This is a genomic window from Photobacterium sp. J15, assembly GCF_963870815.1.
Classification (GTDB): Bacteria; Pseudomonadota; Gammaproteobacteria; order Enterobacterales; family Vibrionaceae; genus Photobacterium; species Photobacterium marinum.
Map to the genome: position 1 here is coordinate 247,860 of NZ_CAWMUI010000002.1, position 13,988 is coordinate 261,847.

The 13,988-nt window shown below is 43.9% G+C and carries 13 protein-coding genes; 10 read left to right on the forward strand and 3 right to left on the reverse strand.

The annotated features are described in order from the left end of the window. Window positions 1–2 precede the first annotated feature (2 nt). The 6 genes from AACQ93_RS17970 to AACQ93_RS17995 are packed head-to-tail and all read left to right on the forward strand — an operon-like array spanning window position 3 to window position 4,832. A complete protein-coding gene (locus AACQ93_RS17970; protein WP_064607365.1) occupies window positions 3–623 on the forward strand; it encodes a cytochrome c3 family protein in 621 nt (206 codons plus the stop codon). Then, window positions 620–2,278, forward strand: coding sequence for an Lcl domain-containing protein (locus AACQ93_RS17975; protein WP_084419299.1), 1,659 nt, complete (start codon window positions 620–622; stop codon window positions 2,276–2,278). The genes AACQ93_RS17970 and AACQ93_RS17975 overlap by 4 nt, the downstream gene beginning before the upstream one ends. A 41-nt stretch (window positions 2,279–2,319) precedes the next feature. Then, complete coding sequence (locus AACQ93_RS17980) at window positions 2,320–3,405, forward strand: YncE family protein (protein WP_064607368.1); 1,086 nt, start codon at window positions 2,320–2,322, stop codon at window positions 3,403–3,405. 14 nt (window positions 3,406–3,419) lie between these two features. Further along, on the forward strand, window positions 3,420–3,980 hold the full coding sequence (locus tag AACQ93_RS17985; protein ID WP_064607371.1) for an SCO family protein: 561 nt from the start codon (window positions 3,420–3,422) through the stop codon (window positions 3,978–3,980). Beyond that, a complete protein-coding gene (locus AACQ93_RS17990) occupies window positions 3,977–4,519 on the forward strand; it encodes a TlpA family protein disulfide reductase (protein WP_064607374.1) in 543 nt (180 codons plus the stop codon). Before AACQ93_RS17985 ends, AACQ93_RS17990 begins: the two co-directional genes overlap by 4 nt. Continuing rightward, window positions 4,506–4,832, forward strand: a complete 327-nt coding sequence (locus AACQ93_RS17995; RefSeq protein ID WP_064607377.1) for a c-type cytochrome — start codon at window positions 4,506–4,508, stop codon at window positions 4,830–4,832. The genes AACQ93_RS17990 and AACQ93_RS17995 overlap by 14 nt, the downstream gene beginning before the upstream one ends. 85 nt (window positions 4,833–4,917) lie before the next feature. On the opposite strand, the gene AACQ93_RS18000 is transcribed toward AACQ93_RS17995, so the two are convergent. Then, the gene (locus AACQ93_RS18000) at window positions 4,918–5,496 is read right to left on the reverse strand and encodes a GNAT family N-acetyltransferase (RefSeq protein ID WP_064607380.1); all 579 of its coding nucleotides are present in this window, start codon (window positions 5,494–5,496) and stop codon (window positions 4,918–4,920) included. Window positions 5,497–5,618: 122 nt separating this feature from the next. Further along, window positions 5,619–6,536, reverse strand: a complete 918-nt coding sequence (locus AACQ93_RS18005) for a helix-turn-helix domain-containing protein (protein WP_064607383.1) — start codon at window positions 6,534–6,536, stop codon at window positions 5,619–5,621. A 297-nt stretch (window positions 6,537–6,833) separates the two neighbouring features. Between AACQ93_RS18005 and AACQ93_RS18010 the strand changes: the two genes are divergently transcribed. Beyond that, a complete protein-coding gene (locus tag AACQ93_RS18010; RefSeq protein ID WP_064607386.1) occupies window positions 6,834–7,061 on the forward strand; it encodes a hypothetical protein in 228 nt (75 codons plus the stop codon). Between the two features lie 102 nt (window positions 7,062–7,163). Here the strand turns inward: AACQ93_RS18010 and AACQ93_RS18015 are convergent, their stop codons facing one another. Further along, the gene (locus AACQ93_RS18015) at window positions 7,164–7,658 is read right to left on the reverse strand and encodes a copper chaperone PCu(A)C (protein ID WP_064607389.1); all 495 of its coding nucleotides are present in this window, start codon (window positions 7,656–7,658) and stop codon (window positions 7,164–7,166) included. 284 nt (window positions 7,659–7,942) lie between these two features. Here AACQ93_RS18015 and AACQ93_RS18020 point away from each other — a divergent pair, with 284 nt between their 5' ends. The 3 genes from AACQ93_RS18020 (at window position 7,943) to AACQ93_RS18030 (ending at window position 13,905) form a co-directional block, all read left to right on the forward strand. Then, window positions 7,943–8,881 (forward strand): LysR family transcriptional regulator, encoded by a 939-nt coding sequence (locus tag AACQ93_RS18020; protein WP_064607392.1) that lies wholly within the window; start codon window positions 7,943–7,945, stop codon window positions 8,879–8,881. A gap of 247 nt (window positions 8,882–9,128) precedes the next feature. Continuing rightward, the gene (locus AACQ93_RS18025; RefSeq protein ID WP_064607395.1) at window positions 9,129–10,334 is read left to right on the forward strand and encodes a NupC/NupG family nucleoside CNT transporter; all 1,206 of its coding nucleotides are present in this window, start codon (window positions 9,129–9,131) and stop codon (window positions 10,332–10,334) included. 466 nt (window positions 10,335–10,800) lie between these two features. Continuing rightward, window positions 10,801–13,905, forward strand: coding sequence for a hypothetical protein (locus tag AACQ93_RS18030; protein ID WP_064607398.1), 3,105 nt, complete (start codon window positions 10,801–10,803; stop codon window positions 13,903–13,905). The last annotated feature ends 83 nt before the right edge of the window (window positions 13,906–13,988 follow it).

Sequence of the window (13,988 nt, forward strand, 5' to 3'; positions counted from 1 at the left end):
TTATGAGATCGTTTTTAGCGCAGATAAGGGCTGTTCGTCGCCGTGTCATTTTTTCTTTGTTAGTGGCTGGAGTAGGCGTTGGTTTATTAAGCGCATTACCGGCTACAGAGGTAATGCATGCGTTGAGCTCCAATGAGTTTTGTGCCTCGTGCCATACCATGAAGCCAATGGCTGAAACCTTCAAGCTCAGTGTTCATGGGGGGAATAATTCGCAAGGGTTTGTCGCCGAGTGTGTCGATTGTCACCTTCCTGAATCTAATATCGTCGAAGAACTCTATGTGAAAGGCACATCGGGCATGCGCCACATGTGGGGCGAGTATGTGTTGGGGATGGAGCAGCTCGACTATCAGTCGTTGCATAAAACCCGTGCCGATTATGTTTTTGATTCGGGATGTGAAAGTTGCCATAAAGCGCTGGAGCAGCGAGCCATGAATGCGACAGAGTCCTCGCCCGTTTCTGATCAGACACATCACCTTGTTTTTGCCAACAAGGAAACTAACCCTGATTTTCAATGTGCATCCTGTCACTATGATATTGCCCACCCTGATCTTAAGCGCAATATGCGTCTGAAAAGGGAAAACCGGTTGCAGGAAATGGTTCAGCTTACCGGAGGTATTAAATGAAGATAAAACGCCTGGATATCCTGGTTGCAGTGCTTGCTTCTGCCGTTTTGCCACAACATGTAATCGCCGCTGAAGATATAAACAATGGCTACGAAGATTACACGATCAATCGTAAGTTTGAAGACTTGACGGCTAAGGACAAAGCTGTGGCTAACCGGATCGTTTACGGCTGCTACCTGGGTTGCCACCGTCCTGCCAAGGAAGAAGTTCCCGAAACACTGAGTCCGAAACTGGAAGGCCTAGACCCGCAGTACCTGCTTGAGCAATGGGTTGATATGGATAACGAACGGCATGCGGGAATTTCTTCGCAAATGAAAGAAATTGTCTATGCCAATTCGATCCGGGATATGGCCTCAACAGCTATCGTGCTTGGTGAACGTACAATGAGCTGGAACCCGGATCCTGAGGTGGTAAAAAGCGAGGCTTATGCCCGTGGTAAAACCAAATATGACGGGGCCTGTAAATTTTGCCACGGTGATCAGGGGGCGAGTAGCAATCCTAAGTATCCACCGATAAAGGGCCAGATGCCAGCTTACTTATTTGAGCAGCTAACCTCCTACCGGGATGGTAAACGTACTAACCGTAATGCTCCTATCATGGTGCCTTTTGCCAAAATGCTCAGTGAGGAAGATTACAAAGATATTATTGCTTATGTTTCAGGTAAGGAATATATCCCTGTTGAACGCCGAGAGTTTATCACAGGTATCGGTATGCCTCCTGTTAAAGGGTTTGTTTTGCCGGATACTGGTCAAATCCAGAATTTTACCGACACGTTTGGTGAAGATGGTGATTACCCTCGTAACCCTCCGAGCTACACTATCAGCAAATCCGGTAAGGTTGTCTTTGATAACAACACCAAATTGATGTGGGAGCGTGAAAGTTCGAGGATTTGGATGACGGCTGTCGAAGGTCAGCAATACTGCAATAACCTTGATCTGGATGGTTATACAGATTGGCGATTCCCATTGATGAAGGAGTTGCAAAGTATTGCGGATATGGGTGAGTTTCGTCCGGCTTTGAACTCTGATGTTTTTTCAAATATGCCGCGTCTTGCCTCAGGGATCTGGACCTTCCCGATTAGTGATCACCCTGATCACGTCTGGCATATCGGTTTTCCGGATGCACATATTATGGGCCAGCATACGGCATCGACCAAATTGGTTCGCTGCGTTCGTGCAGATAATGGTGCGGCTTACCATAACATGAGCTATGTCGATAATGGCGACGGTACGGTTACAGAGCAAATCACCGACCGGATGTGGCAGCAAAAAATTGACTATCAGCGTCGAACCTGGGAAGAGTCGATTAAGTACTGTGAAAACCTTGACTATGCAGGCTACGATGACTGGCGTCTTCCCAATATCAAGGAGATGGTCTCGATTGTTAATTACAACAAGACCTCCCCGGCCATTGATGAGGAATTTTTCCCTGAGACTCCGGTGAAATACTTCTTTTGGACCAGTACTTCAGATGTTGCAGGCCCGACACTGTTTATTCGTCCGCTCTCAAAGCGGAAAAAAGATCAAACGCCTGAAATGTTGGATCTTCGCCATACCGGTGATAACGAAGGTTGGGCGATGGGGTATCAGATTGGCTCAGGCTACGGTATGCAAAAAGATAACAGGTTCTATAACCGCTGCATTCGTAATCCTTGATTGAGGTGGCCTCCGAGCTAATAACTCGGAGGCAGTCAACTATGAAAAAATACTTGTACTGGCTTTGTCTGCTCTGTTCTACTTCTGTCGCCGCTTCCGAGAGATATGTAGATGGTGCTCGTTGGGCCTTTGTGTCTGATGCTATTTCCAGCAAGATGGCAGTGATCGATACCTTCAATAATCGAAAAGTAGATGTCCTCAGTCTGAAAGCAATACCATCAGAAATGGTGGTATCTGATATTCAGGATCTGCTGGTATATATCGATGGTAAAACTGCTCAATTATACATTTATGACTTGGCAGAAAATATTCAGAGTGAAATGGCTTTGGATTTTGTACCTGACCAAATCGTTTTTCACTCTGACGGGGCGCAGCTGGCTGTTGGAGGTAAAAACAAGCTTATTTTCGTTAAGCCACTGGAGAAGCAATACCTTGATGAGATAACGGGCATCAAAAGCCCGTTTAGCCTCAACTATGACAACGGCGGTTATAACCTTTATATCACTGAACAACAAAGTGGAAAAACGCTGATTTATCGCCTTCACGATAAGCAGCGGAGATTTGTTCAGATTGGAAAGGGACAGGTTTCAGAAATCACCTTGTCACCCGATTCTCGGCTGGGGATGGTGGCGCAGTATGATAGCAATTCTGTTTATATTCGTGACTTGTTTGTTGAGCAGGACTTTGCCGTTATCAGCTTGCCATCTCTACCTTACCGTCCTTATGTCAGCTCAGATAGTGAGCATATTATTCTTGCCTCTGAAAGCGGTAAAGGAGTGGTCGTCAACGCCTGGAGCGGTGAGGTTGAGAGAGAGATTACTGCCGGGAATAACCCGATGTCATTGCGTTCAGGCTGGCTTGAAACAATCGGTATCATTGCATCTGATCATGCTTTGACCGTGTTTGATATCAAAGAAAATAAGCCTGAAACAATGATTACGCTGACAAGGCCTCTTAATGAAGTTGTTGTGGTTTCTGATTCCAAGACGTTGTTTGCCACCCAGGAAAAATCAACATCCCTATTTGTTTTCGATATTCGTAAAGCTCAGCGTTTGAAGCAGATCGAAACTAGCTTACCCCAACCTAATCATATGGTGATGGGAATAACTAACACGATTTGTCACTAAATTAAGGAGAAGAAATGCGTATAGCCAATTTTGTGTTGGGCGTGCTTTTACTGGTGCTGAACCGTGGTTTTGTAATGGCAGCTCCGCTGACATTTTCCCTTAATGAAGCTCAATTGGGCGCTGTTACTGAGAGAAATTGGCCAGGCCAATACCTTTTGATAGGTATTGGTTATACATCATGTCCGGATGTCTGCCCGACGACTGTTATGGATATGGCGTCAACGATAAACAAGTTGGGTGAAAAGGGGAGCCGTATCACGCCGATTTTTATTTCGGTCGATCCTAACCGGGATAGTCCGGAAAACATTGACAGGTATGTGAAATACTTTGGTCCCAGAATGCTTGGTCTTGTTGGTAGTGATGAGCAGACAGCACGAGTCGTCAAGTCGCTAAAAGGAACATATGGATATTCACTTGACGGTAAGCCTGTCTATCCGCCGCTTCCCAGCCAGTACGAGGTTTACCATTCCGCTTACATTTATTTATATGGGCCGGATCGTAAGCTGGTGGATGTCTTTGGTTATGGTACGGGCAGTGAACAAATGGCTAAAGCTATTTCAGAGCAAATGCAATGAAAGTAGTCATTGCAATGAGAAAACCGCTCTTGGGTTTGCATAAAGCTTGTTTGATGATTTTTATGCTGTTACCGCTGTCGGCTTTGGGTCATTCCGGTAGCTGTCCGACTCCCGGTGAATTCCGACCGGTCGTGCCCTATGAACTTCCTGATGAAATTAATGAGCGAATTGCTGGCACTTCAGCGGTTAAGGTGGTGAGCTTTTGGGCACTCTGGTGTCGTCCTTGTCTTAGGGAGTTGCCCCTGTTGGATCAACTTGCAAACCATGCTCGTTTTGATATTGACGCAATTCATATCGGAGATGAAGAGCAGAAAATCAGGGCGATGTTTGACCGCCTGAAGATCTCTCGGCTATCTACAGCACATTTCAGTGATTTTGAGCCTGTCAGGGCGTTGGGTTTTGTCGGTATTCCTTCTACTTTGGTGGCTGTAAACCGGAAAGTTCGTTATCAGACTATGGGCTATATTTCGACGTCTGAAGAGATGTTGGAACAATGGCTGGTTTGTTTGGAGAAGGAGCAACGTAATGAAACTGACTAATTTATTTATATCAGTCGCATTAGTAATCAGTTCTTATGCCGAAGCCGATAAAGGACTTGATGGTAAGGCGTTATACGATAACCCCGGTAAGGGAGGATGTATTCAGTGCCATGGCGAAGACGGGAATGGGCCTGTTATGCCTATCTATCCCAAGTTAGGCGGACAAAGTGAGCTATACCTGTTTAACCAGATGATAGATTACAAAAATGGTAAGCGGAAAAATGGATTGTATATACCGATGGAAGTAGCCATGCAGCCGTTTACTTATGAAGAAATTCAGGCCATAGCCAGTTATTTGGCTTCAGTAAAATAACTGGCTTTTGTAAAACAGCTAGCTTATATAAATCAGTGTACATTCAGGGGGGATTATTTCCCCCCTGTTTAAATAAGAGCTAACGTTATTTTTCAAAGTCTGCTTTGCTAAGGCCGAACCATAGCCTGTCATCAAACCCGTTTTCCATCCGGTAATAAGCTTTTTGTCGCCCTTCTAAGCTATAGCCAGTCTTTTCCAGCACTCGGGTTGAGCCAATATTACGGGCATAGCAGTCACCACAAAGCTTGTGGGCATCCAGCTCGTTAAATGCCAGAGCAGTGACAAAACGACAGGCTGTGGTGGCAATACCCTGTCGCCATGCATCTTCAGGTAGTTGATAGCCGATATCATAATTCCCAGTCAGCATCATCGCCTGACTCAAGCCTGCCATCCCCATAAAATTACCGTTGGTATCACGGATGATGAAAGTTGGATTTTCCGGCCATTCGCCCTCGCTTATTGCCTGTTTCGTGTTCTCGATAATAGGCATAAAGTAGGCTTCATACACTTCCACTGGCGATGGTGCAAAAAACAGGTATTGGGTAACGTTGGGATTTTCCAGCATGGCTACGATATCCGGGAAGTCGTCTTGTCGGATCAGCCGGATAGTTAGCTCCCTTGTCAATGGAAAGGTGTGGCCCTGCTTCAATTGTTGATACTGCATGATGTCCTTCGTACTTTTATTTATTCACTTTGGTTTTGGCCATAGTAACTGTATAGGATTGAACAATATTGAATAAAAGCGACAGAGCTGTGATTTTGGATTTTACGTATCTGTTATTCATTTCAGGGGGTTGATTCGAAATCACCGTAAATATCTATGATCAAATTCCGTGTGTTCAGGTAACTGCCCGGTGTGGTACCGATGTGCTTCTTCAACTCGCGGATAAGGTGAGGTTGATCGCTGAAACCAAATTTTAGGGCAATGTCGACCCAGTTAAGTGTTTTATCAGCATGCTTATACAGGTAGGTAAAAAGCAGATCCAATCGCTTCATCATTTCATGTTGCTTAATGGTCAGCCCGGTTACTTTCATTACAGCACGCTCTAGTGTTCGACGCGAACAGCTGAGCTGCTTTTCTAGCTCATCGGAGCCATGACCTTCAAGGTGACACAAAGCTTTTCGGACCAGTGAATAATGATGTTCGTTTGAGGTGTTTGGGGCTGTGCCTTCTGAGGCGATCGTCCTGATGAGAGCATCCAGCTTTTTTGCGATATCTTTTGGCTTATCTCTTAATGCTAAAAGATCGGTCAATTGCTTGCTATCCAGAAGCGGATGGACAGATTCAAGCTGGTTAAAACAGCCATTGAGCGTTTGTTTCCCATTCAGTCCCCAAAGCCGATAAGGACTGCCGGTGTGAAATTTGATACCCAGTCGAAGCACATTTTCGGTATCAAGTAGTTCGATAGAGCGGTTTGACGGCATCAGAAGGTGGGACCCGACAAAACACATTTGATCTCTATCTGACGGAGCCTGTTTGTTCTGAGCCTGTCTGTTTTGAGCTTGATCTGACTGTGCTCGGTTTGGTTTTACTCGATAATGATGAATAGCATCAGCCGGAGTGATCACTAAGTGAGCGTTGGGATTGGGAAGCAGAACCGGTGGAATTGCGTTATTTTCTCCCTGTTCATACTCAAGCAGCCAATAGCATTCAACATATTGGGCTATGACCTGGTCGAGGGGAGCTTGTTTCCACGTTTTCATGAGCAGTCTGACGATTTAGGTGACACAGCATTTTATCTTTTTAGATACTTAATGGCTCAAGATTATGTATAGAAAATTTGAGTATTCAATGCATTACCATGTTATCTGTTCATGTGAATATGGTTAATGTCGCTGCGATTTGGCGAAAATTTAAAACAATGTGTGGTCATTTTCGCTAACTTACATTAGCTTGCTATTTCTATGTCATTAAGTTATTGATTTTAAATTGATAATTAATTGGTGTGAAGCTTGCTAAGAGCTATGCAATAAGAACAAGTTAAATTAGAGGAAAGAGAAATGCATTTTACGGGTGTGACTATTGTTGCCATTGTTTTTGGTTTTTTGGCGATTCAGCGTTATCTGGGGCATCGTGCTGAGATGAAAAAGTTGGAGTGCGAAGGTAGCAGTGAAGATGTCCGGGCATTGAGGCAAGAGATCAAAGTATTACAGGAGCGTGTGTCGGTATTGGAGAAAATCGTGACAGACACTGGTTATCAGCTTAAACAGGAAATCAAAAACCTGTGATTTTGTTGGTTTGCTTAAGATGAATTGCGATGGCGGTCAGTCAATGCAGACCGCCTTGGAACCGTTACAGGAACTGTCATCCGTGATGAGCAACGTTTTTAATCAGTGATGCTTACTATGTGTGGCATCTGCTCTTTTCATGCCTTCAGGGATATAAGTCGCAGGCTCAACTGTTACTTCAACCTCCACGCGTCCTGCTTTGGCAAAGTGAAGTGTTAGCGGGAAGCGTTCGCCAAGTTCAGGGATTGTCTGTAAATCAAAGAACATAATATGGTAACCGCCCGGTTTTAGCATTTGTGAACCGTTGGCCGGGATTGTGATTTCTTTAACTTCACGCATTTTCATCATACCGTCTTCATGGATATGAGCGTGCAGCTCAGTTTTACCGGCAATTGGGGATTCTGCCCGGATCAGCATATCCTGTTCATTTCCCTGGTTAGTAATTTCAAAGAATGCTGCAGCAACAGATGAGCTTGGGGGAACTTGCTTTGACCATGGGTGATCGATATTAAGCTGACCGCTGTTAAATTCGTGGGCGCCGGCAAGGCTACTGAAAAGAAATGCGCTTCCTAAGATAACTTTATTGAATAACTTCATGACTTTACTCCATGTCCAATACGATATCGAGAGTAATGGTTAGTGCTTTATTTTAATGTGCGCATAGTATCATTGGTGAAACAATTTCGTAACGTTTGCTTTCTTTGCCTGTTTTGCTTTGAGAGGTCGCTAACGAAATTATGCTTGTGGCTTTCATTTCTGTTGATGACATTCAGTTGGATATCAGTACACTGGCGCTTTTTAATTGTGATGTGAATCACAATCGATAAGACAGATACAGGTCTAGTCAGTTCTAAACAGTTCTAAGTCAGGGCAAAAATACATTGATCCAGGATCGTGCAGGCCAGATGGTCGTTTTTTTCACTTTGGTACAGGCCGGAAGTTTTACGGCAGCAGCCCGCCAGCTGGGTGTATCGACTTCCCATGTCAGTAAACAGCTTGGTGCGCTGGAAGCAGAGCTGAATTTACAGTTGGTTCAGAGAACGACAAGGAGTTTTAACCTCACCGAAGCCGGGCAGCGCTTTCTGGGATATTGTGAGCATGTTGTCACAGCAGTCCGTGATGCTGATGCGATTATGGATGATGCTCGTGATGAAGTTGCTGGTGTGCTCAGGTTGGGGCTTTCTCAGTCATTCGGCACTATGCATGTCATCCCTGCCATTGAGCAGCTCCGCAGACAGTACCCTGAACTTCATGTTGAAGTGAGCTTGTTTGACCATAAAGCGAACATGCTGGAAGACGGCATCGATCTCTGGATCACCAACCATGAACGGATCCCTGATGGCTATGTGGCACAGCGACTGGCAGATTCTCGTTTCGTGGTGGTTGCGTCTCCGGATTACCTGATCAATCACGCTCTACCCCATCACCCTGATGATCTTGTAGAGCATAACTGCCTTACCTATCGAAGCCGTGAGCGAAATTATTGCCGCTGGTCGTTCAAAAAGCAGGAAGAAGAACTGTTTGTGACCGTGGCGGGTAATTACCGTGTCGATTTGGCTGAGGCCGTTCGTGATGCGGCGATTTCCGGTTGGGGAGTGGCTTATCTGGCCAGCTATTTGTTAACTGATGAGTTTCGTGAAGGGAAGTTGATTCAGTTACTGCCAGACTGGCAGGCGAACCAGACAATGCCGTTCTATGCGGTTTATCCGAGCCGTAAGCACCTGCCGCGAAAAATATCAGCCGTTATTGAATACTTTAAACAGCACATTGGTGATACACCGTATTGGGACTCGGCGCTTAAGCCGTTGGTAAAATTCTAAAACAGCATAAAGCGATGAATGTTTAGTCATATTCAATTCATGTTCTTTTCGCGCTGGCTAAAATATCTTTTCCATATGGCAATAATTGTTATTGCCATACATTAAAATTCTTTTAATTCAGTTTGTTATAACTCCCGCTCTAAATCCGTCCTTGTTGTTTACGCCTATGTAACAACTGGCTATTGAATGCTTTTATTTCTTACCTAGAATGCGCGCCTCTACATTATTTTGTTGTAAAGGTTCATTCATGACGTCCTTGTTAGGTATCGCAACCATTTTGCTTTTTGCATGGCTACTGTCGACAGATCGCCGTAATATTCCGCTCAGAACTGTATCACTGGCTTTTGGTCTGCAAGTGATCTTTGCGTTGTTGGTTCTGTACGTACCAGCCGGTAAAGAAGCGCTGAATGCTGTTACTGCTACCGTATCCAGTGTGATTAACTACGGTCAGGAAGGTATTTCGTTCCTGTTTGGTGGCTTGGCATCCGGCAGTGTTGGTTTTGTGTTTGCCATCAATGTCCTTGGTATCATTATTTTCTTCTCTGCATTGATCTCTGGTTTGTATCACATTGGCCTGATGCCAAAAGTGATCAACTTGATTGGCGGTTCGCTGCAAAAACTGCTGGGTACAGGACGTGCTGAATCGTTGTCTGCAACAGCCAATATTTTTGTCGGCATGATTGAAGCGCCGCTGGTAGTAAAGCCTTACCTGAAGAACATGAGTGATTCCCAGTTCTTTGCTGTGATGACTTGTGGCTTGGCTTCTGTAGCGGGTGGTACGCTGGTGGGTTATGCGTCACTGGGTGTAGAGCTGAACTTACTGATTGCTGCTGCATTTATGTCGGCTCCAGCTGGTCTTCTAATGGCTAAGATTCTGGTTCCGCCAAGCGATCAGAGCCACAATGAAGATGAAATTACTTCAGTTGAACTGCCACGAGCAGCAAACGTCGTTGAGGCATTGGCAGATGGTGCAATGTCTGGCCTACGCATTGCGGTAGCGATCGGTGCAACTCTTCTCGCTTTCGTGAGTGTCATTGCGCTGTTGAACGGCATCCTGGGTTCTGTGGGTGAGCTATTTGGCCTTCCTCTGAGTTTTGAGCTGATTCTGGGTTATCTGTTTGCCCCTGTTGCTTGGCTGGTGGGCGTGCCATGGAGTGAGGCTATTACGGCTGGTTCTCTGATTGGTAACAAGGTTGTTGTAAACGAGTTCGTTGCTTTCATTCAGATGATGGAAGTTAAAGACCAGCTGAGCGAACACTCTCTTGCGATTGTGACCTTTGCACTGTGTGGTTTTGCCAATATTTCGACTATGGCAATTCTGATTGGTGGTTTGGGGAGTCTGGTTCCTGAACGCCGTACCTTTATCTCTCAGAATGGTTTCCGTGCCATTGCAGCAGGTGTTCTAGCCAACCTGATGAGTGCAGCTATCGCCGGTGTAATTTTGTCGATTTAAAATTAATTCGAATAAAACAGAATTGATAATTGAAGGAGTCCTGATGGGCTCCTTTTTTTATTTTACAAAAATAGGAAATATTCCTAGTAGGAAGATTGATCATTCTTACGTTAAATATGGATGTATATACAAAGATATTTATATGAAGACAAAGTGGACAATGTAATTGTTGACTTGTTGGAGTGGATATGTGCAATTGAATGTCGTTCTTATGTCCCTACTGTATATTTGATTTCGTTCATTTGTGATGGTTATTTGGTTGTATTTGTTTAATATCAATGAGTTAATTAATCGTGGTTAATCTTTTTATAAATGAAATCAGACAGATTATGTCTAATTGATATAAATATTGTTGAAATATTACACTTGAGGAGTGTAGAATCAGCGACCTAAAAAAATACCGTACAAAATAACCATCCAAGATTTCAATTTTAGAAATCACTTATACTTATTAGGTTGCGTAATAATGAAGAATTTTTATTCCGTATTGCTTGTTGGTGCAATGCTGGCTATTCCGGGGTGTGGTGGGGGAGGTGGCGGTTCTTCATCTTCATCCAACATCGGTTCTCAGGCTCCTCGGCCATCTAAAGCTTATCGTGATCCCCTGATGGCGCAGGATGTGAATACGTTTTATTCTGATTCGGGGACTTATAGCCCTATCGTTAATAATCGCTTTGGTCAGTTGACGTTTCGTCTTGCAGATGGTGAGCCAACAGATGTTGTTAGTGTTGATAAGTACACGGGTGAGCTGACTCTTCTCAATCCCGGTGATGTGCGAATTTATGTTGAAGATAACAGTTCTGTTTATCAGACATCATCAGATATTTTCACTGTTCATCTGGAAAAATCGCCGAATGTTAATCTTTCTGCATCTTTATTAACGATTTCGACTCATGAAGCTCAGCCTAAGTACCTAGATATCCGTGGCACACAGGGTACGTTAAGCTACGAAGTCGCTCCCGATAGTACTCACCTTATTGATATAGACCGTAACAGCGGTGCAATTACTCCTCTTGATACTTACGGCTGGGCGACAGTTTACATTACAGACAACGGTAACCGTCGGTATGAACCTAAAACGATCAGAGCAAGTGTTAAAGTTGAGTCAGTCAGCTTAGGTGAGTTGAAATACGGAAAGATTACTCAATCGTATTCTGAAGGTCTTACTCTGATGCCACAGCAAGTAAGTGGTGGTAATAAAGGGACATTCCGTTATCAACTAGATTATCATTATGCTGACAGTGATGTGCTTACAGTCAACCCTTATAACGGGCAGATGATTGTGAATAAGCAGGGCACGGTAGTGATAAAGGTAATTAATGAGCTTGATGACAGCTATAGTGTTGATAAGCGTGAAGCATACTTCTACGTAGAGATTACGCAAGGTCTCCGTTCTGCTCTTAGTGTGAGTGATGCCAGTTTTCCGTATTCTCCTGACCACGTCATCACACCTTCAGTAAATAATGCAAAAGGTGACGTATCTTACCATGTTGAATCAGGTGATGATGTTATCGCTATCGACTATAACACCCGTAAACCTAAGATTGTGGGTGTAGGCACAGCGACATTAGTTGCGACGGATAACCGTAATGAAAATTATGAACCATCTTCTGATCGTTTTGAATATACGGTAACTGAAGCGGATCATCCAGGCCTGGGAAACAAGCATATTACTCATGTGTTTACAGAGGATTTAGTAGATCGTCAGTTGACCCCTGTTCTGGAAGGTCAGAAAGGGCGCCTGACATTTGTCGGGCCATCAAATGTCGTATCTGCACAACCGGGTAAACTCAGTATTGAACATGCAGGAACGACCAAATTAACGGTTACAGATGATGGTGGTCCAAATTACAAATCATCAACGGCGGAACTGACTGTTACGATTGAAAAAGCCCCTCATCCAGCACTGAACATGGATAACATCACTCGTAAGTATCAGGACAATCTGTGTATTGAATTGAGTGACGCAAATATTACAGGAAATAAAGGTGCGCTGAGTGTAACTCTTCGTGGTGAACCTGCTGATTCGCCTGTTACATTTGATGTAAGCAAGAGTTGCTTCAATGTTCATAAGCAAGGTTCTGCTATTTTTGATGTAGTTAGCCAGGAATCAGCAGATTATGAAGCGTCTGCGCCACAACCTCTGACTATTGTTATCAATCCGGCTGATTCCACCATTTCTGTGGATAACGGTATTGAAGCTGTTTATGCGCCAGGTAATCCAACGATTAATCCTCCAACGGTTACAGGCTACAAAGGTACTTTAAGTTATCGCTTGGCACCATCTACTAAATATAGGGATGTTGTTCAGGTTAATAGCCAGACTGGTAAAATGACAGTTTTGAATGCGGGTTCAACAACTGTAGAAGTAACGGATTCTGGTGCAGACGGTTTTAAATCAGCAACGACAACTTTTTCTGTGACAATTAATCCGGCTGAAAACCCAGTTGAGGTTTCATATCCTGCAGTCGCGTATAAGTCAGGAGAGTCGATATTTCCAACGGTCCGCAATGCAGCAACCGGGCTTAAATATTACTTGTATAACTCATCATTAACAGTTGTTGAATTGGCCAACACCTCTACTGGTGAAATGAAGGTAAAATCAGCAGGTGATTATCAAGTTAGTGTGAATGCAGAGAAAAGTCGTAACTATTTGGCTCGTCATATAACAGGTATTATAGGTCGTGTTGAAAAAGCGCCGCACCCGGGTATTGTGACCGAAAAAGAGTCATTCTATTTTGAACCAATGAAAAAAATTACGTTAGACCTTCCTAACGCGATTGGTTCTCGTAGTTTCTCTGTTGAAAGTAATAATGGCAGGGATAACCATGATTTTTCTTCCATAGACTCTAACAGTGGTGAAGTCACTCTTTTGGATTATGATCCAAGAGCTAGTGATGCACTGATGGATGTGCAGATCACTGAAGCTGAAAGCAAAAACTATTTAGCGTTAGGAGCTACTGTAGAAGCTGAGAAACAGTTTTACATCAAGCCGCCTAAACAAGGTGTAGCGGATAAAGATGTGGCTTTGGCTCCGATTTGGACTCTTGATGAAAGCAATCTTAACTTGAATACAAACTTTAAGGCTTTGGAAGGTACTTCAGTCAGGTTTGCAGGTTTGATTAGTGTATTACAGCCAACTACTGAGCAACTGAATAGACTGGGTGAAGGTGCAAATCTATTAGCATTGGTTCAACCGGTAGGTTCTACAAATGTAGCGGATAGAAGAAGCGTACAGATTTATGCTAAACGTTATGTTGGTTGTGAGTCCGAAGTTAATGTACTTAATCTTGTAAATGTTAAATCGGTTAAGATGGATAGCTCTACTTATTGCCTATTTGGTAATACAAATCGCTTCATGACATATACACTGGTAGATGATTCGAACCTTACTCCGGGTGAGTGGGAATTAGTGACACCATTTGTTGCTTACGAATACTCTGACAGGTTATTTTCGTCATCTGATAGCGGCGGGGCATATGTCAATGGAGGTGGTACACTAATTGGAGGTGCCGAGCCGACACATGTAGTTGAGTGGCATCGTTTAACACTTCGATTTACAAAAGATTAATCAGTGTCTTTAAATAAAAAATCCCGGCCTATACCGGGATTTTTTTCTTAATTTAAAATGGTTAATTCGAAGAGTGGTGAAGA